3 protein-coding genes are annotated in these 2,745 nt (G+C 63.9%); 1 reads left to right on the forward strand and 2 read right to left on the reverse strand.

Going from position 1 to position 2,745, the window contains the following annotated elements:
• On the reverse strand, nucleotides 1-567 hold a 567-nt coding region (locus QZX79_RS09870), incomplete at its 3' end, for a ferritin-like domain-containing protein (protein WP_294568034.1).
• 85 nt (nucleotides 568-652) lie between these two features.
• Entirely contained in the window at nucleotides 653-1,258 is a 606-nt protein-coding gene (locus QZX79_RS09875; protein WP_294568036.1) for a ferritin-like domain-containing protein, read from the reverse strand.
• A gap of 407 nt (nucleotides 1,259-1,665) precedes the next feature.
• On the opposite strand from QZX79_RS09875, the gene QZX79_RS09880 reads away from it, so the two are divergent.
• Nucleotides 1,666-2,745, forward strand: a 1,080-nt coding sequence (locus QZX79_RS09880) for a hypothetical protein (protein WP_294568038.1), incomplete at its 3' end; no start/stop codon positions are given.

Raw genomic sequence — 2,745 nt, forward strand, 5'->3', positions numbered from 1 at the left:
GATCAGGTACTGGGCAGCGCCGTTGTAGGCACCGACGCCCGTGTCCTCGAGGGCCTGGGCGACCGCCAGGAAGCTGGCGGCGTCGGTGTACCCGAAGTCGTACGTGCCTTCCTCGACCGGCTCTCCACCGAGATCGGTGACGACGCCCGTGAGGGTCTCGACGTGAGCGGCCTCGTGAGCGGCAATCTCATTGAGGTTCTCGAACACGCTGGTCTGGAAACCAAGACCCGTGATGCCCTCTTCGCCGATCTCGGCGAGACCGTCACGATAGAACGCGCTCTCGAGGTGCTCGAGGGTAAGGGCGAAGTTGAGGACATCCGCTTCGGTCTCGAACGGCGAATCGGCAGCCGGTGTGGCGCCCTCATCATCGGTCGGCGTGGCGAGGTTACCCTCGGGCGTGGAATCCTGGGCGACGGCAAAGCCGACGGTGCCCATGGCGGCAAGACCGCCACCAGCGACGGCAGCATTCCGAAGAAGGCCACGGCGGGTTACTTCGCTGAGGCGGGATTCGACCGCCTTCTGGAGCAGCGCCTCGTAGGCTGACCGCTTGTCAGACGTGGTTGGCATTGAGAGTTCTCCCTTTCAAGATGTCAACGGACGATACGGCGTCCGGAGATGGACGAGTTCCCGCTCGGGCACCAAGGAACCAGAACTATGCTTCCGGCGTGGCCTCGGAGACGATGAACGGGCCCGCGGCTTCGAGCACTTCGTCCGGTGTCAACGGGGTCTCGACCGCCGCCGGGAACGGGCTCTCGCCGTTCAGCAGGTTCAGGTAAGCGGCGTGACGTGCTTCGACGGCGACAATGCCACCAGCGGCAAGCAGGAGGTCAACGCTCTCGATCGAGGCGGCGGCGCCATCGTACGCCTGAACACCGAGATTCTCAAAGACGGCCGCGGTCGCCAGGAAACTGGTCGCATCCGTGACGCCAAAGTCGTATTCGGCCGCCTCGACCGGCTCGCCGCCGAGGTCGGAGATCACCGCAGTCAGTGTGTCGACATGGGCGGTCTCGTGCTCGCCGATGGTCGTCAGGTTGTCCGTGATCGAGTTGCCGAACCCGTCCTCGCCGAACTCAAAATCCGGCACCAGTTGGTAGAAATTCGCCTCGAGGTGCTCAAGTGTCAGCGCGTAGTTCAGGACATCTACATCGCTGGTGAACTCGGTCTGCGCGGCAAGCAGGCGACTGGTCGCCGGGCCCGCGACAATCCCACTGCGCTGCTCTCGTACACTGTCGAGAAAAACATGGTGCAATGACCGCATTCCGTCTCCCTTTCCACTCCATTGATTTCACTGGTTCCGATACCTTGAAGGCATTCGACACCAACGTGCGATTCGTCAAGCGACGAACCCATCATACAACCTTATAGCCAGATTCAGGCCACGGCCCACATTCGGCCTCAGGTCTTCATGCGGTTCAACGATCATACGATGATTCTGGATCACTGTTCATATCGCAAATTGGGCACGGTCAACTGATTTCCGTTCAAGGTACCATTGTCACGAACGTACGGCATGGACGGAGCGGTTGCCCGACGCCGCGGTTTTCCATTGTTCAGTATCGTCCCTGAGTGGAAACCGGCACGGACTCGGGACGTCTCATCCGCCATGAGGCCCTGATGCACTCATTGCCGCGCCATCGCGCAACATTAATAGGAAGAGGTATCGCGATGATCCAATCAACTGAATCGCTCAGTGTCCAACCACTGGGTGTGCCGGCGGATGCGGGCCCCTGGCGCATCACCGTGGCGGAAGTTGTTGCCGGGGCCGAGGCCAACGCGTTGCTGGCGCAGACGAATTCCGAGAACCCGGCTGCACCCGACGGCCTCTCCTACATTGCGGCCCGGGTCACGGTCGAGAATACGTCGGATCGCCCGCTAAGCATCGCTCAGGCCGACTTCGCTGTTTCCGGCGGTGATGGGATCCTGCGTCGTTCGCCCGGTGTGGTTCTGCCCGATCCTCCCCTGCACGCCGTGGTGGCGCCCGCTACGTCGAGCGAAGGGTGGGTCGTCTCCACGGTCAACGACCCGGCGGCGGCACTTCTCTGGTATGACAGCGCGACGATCGCCAGTAGTTGGGGCGACTCCGTGTTCGCGCTCGCCGAAGGTGCGACGCTGCCAGCGGTCGAGGCGATCGACGGGGCCGACACCGACGTTGGCGCGGACCCCGCCCGCCCGGCGGCGATCGGCGACACGGTCCGCACCGGCGGTTGGGACGTCACGATTCAGGACGTGATCTACGGGCAAGCCGTGTTCGATCTCGCCGATTTCCGGCTCCGGGCGCTCGGATCCGGATATGGGGGTATCGGCGGCTTCATCGGTATCAACGTCGCGGTTCGCAATGTCAGCCCCTTTCCGGCCTACTTCGCGACCAGCGCGCTCGAGATCGCGGACGCCGCCGGCGATCCCTGGGACCACACGACAACCCTGACGCCGCCCAATCCGGATGTCAGCCGTGAGTATCTTCCGGGTGCGTCCGGCGAGGGCTGGGTCGCCTTCGAGCCTCAGGGGTTTGCGACGGCGGAGTTGATCCGGATCCTGCCCTCCCACGTCGGCGGCTCCCCTCGTTACGTCGCCTTCGTCGGCGGGGGCGCCGATGCACCCGCCCAGGATGTGGCGACGCCAGCCCCGGCGGCCATCGACCCCGGCACCGCCGTGGTGACAATCGAAGACCGCGTCAATCTCCGCTCCAGCCCCTCGGCCAGCGCCGAAATCCTGACCGAATTGCCGATCGACACCGCGCTCACCGTG

It is taken from the genome of uncultured Arthrobacter sp. (genome assembly GCF_902805515.1).
GTDB lineage: Bacteria > Actinomycetota > Actinomycetes > Actinomycetales > Micrococcaceae > Arthrobacter_D.

Excerpts from the sequence above, each read along its gene's own strand:
- QZX79_RS09875 (WP_294568036.1), bottom strand. The coding sequence starts at position 1,258 with ATGCGGTCATTGCACCATGTTTTTCTCGACAGTGTACGAGAGCAGCGC.